This window comes from Pseudoalteromonas sp. SIMBA_162, from assembly GCF_046535955.1.
GTDB lineage: Bacteria > Pseudomonadota > Gammaproteobacteria > Enterobacterales > Alteromonadaceae > Pseudoalteromonas > Pseudoalteromonas marina.
On sequence record NZ_JAWJBQ010000685.1, the window covers coordinates 1 to 258 of the forward strand.

Here is a 258-nt window from a genome sequence, read left to right on the forward strand (position 1 = left end):
GGTCCACGATCATGATGGCACCTTCACCGGTGTGGTGACCTCGCGTGAGCTGCAGGGTGGCCGAGTCGTGATGCGCGCCATGACCCGCTTCAATGTTCAGCGCGACGAAGTCACTACCGACATGGTGCAGATACCCCGCGCGGAGCTGCAGGGCATTCCTCTCGCCGTGCTCAAGCGCGCCCGCGTCGGGGACCTGGTCGAGACACTGCGTCAGAGCGGCGAATCCCACCTGCTGGTGACCGAGCAGGGCGACGATGG

At 65.5% G+C, this 258-nt stretch carries 1 pseudogene; it reads left to right on the plus strand.

Features of this window, described 5'->3' with window-relative positions:
- Positions 1 to 258 (plus strand): annotated as a pseudogene (locus R0J88_RS21420) (hypothetical protein); the annotation flags it as partial.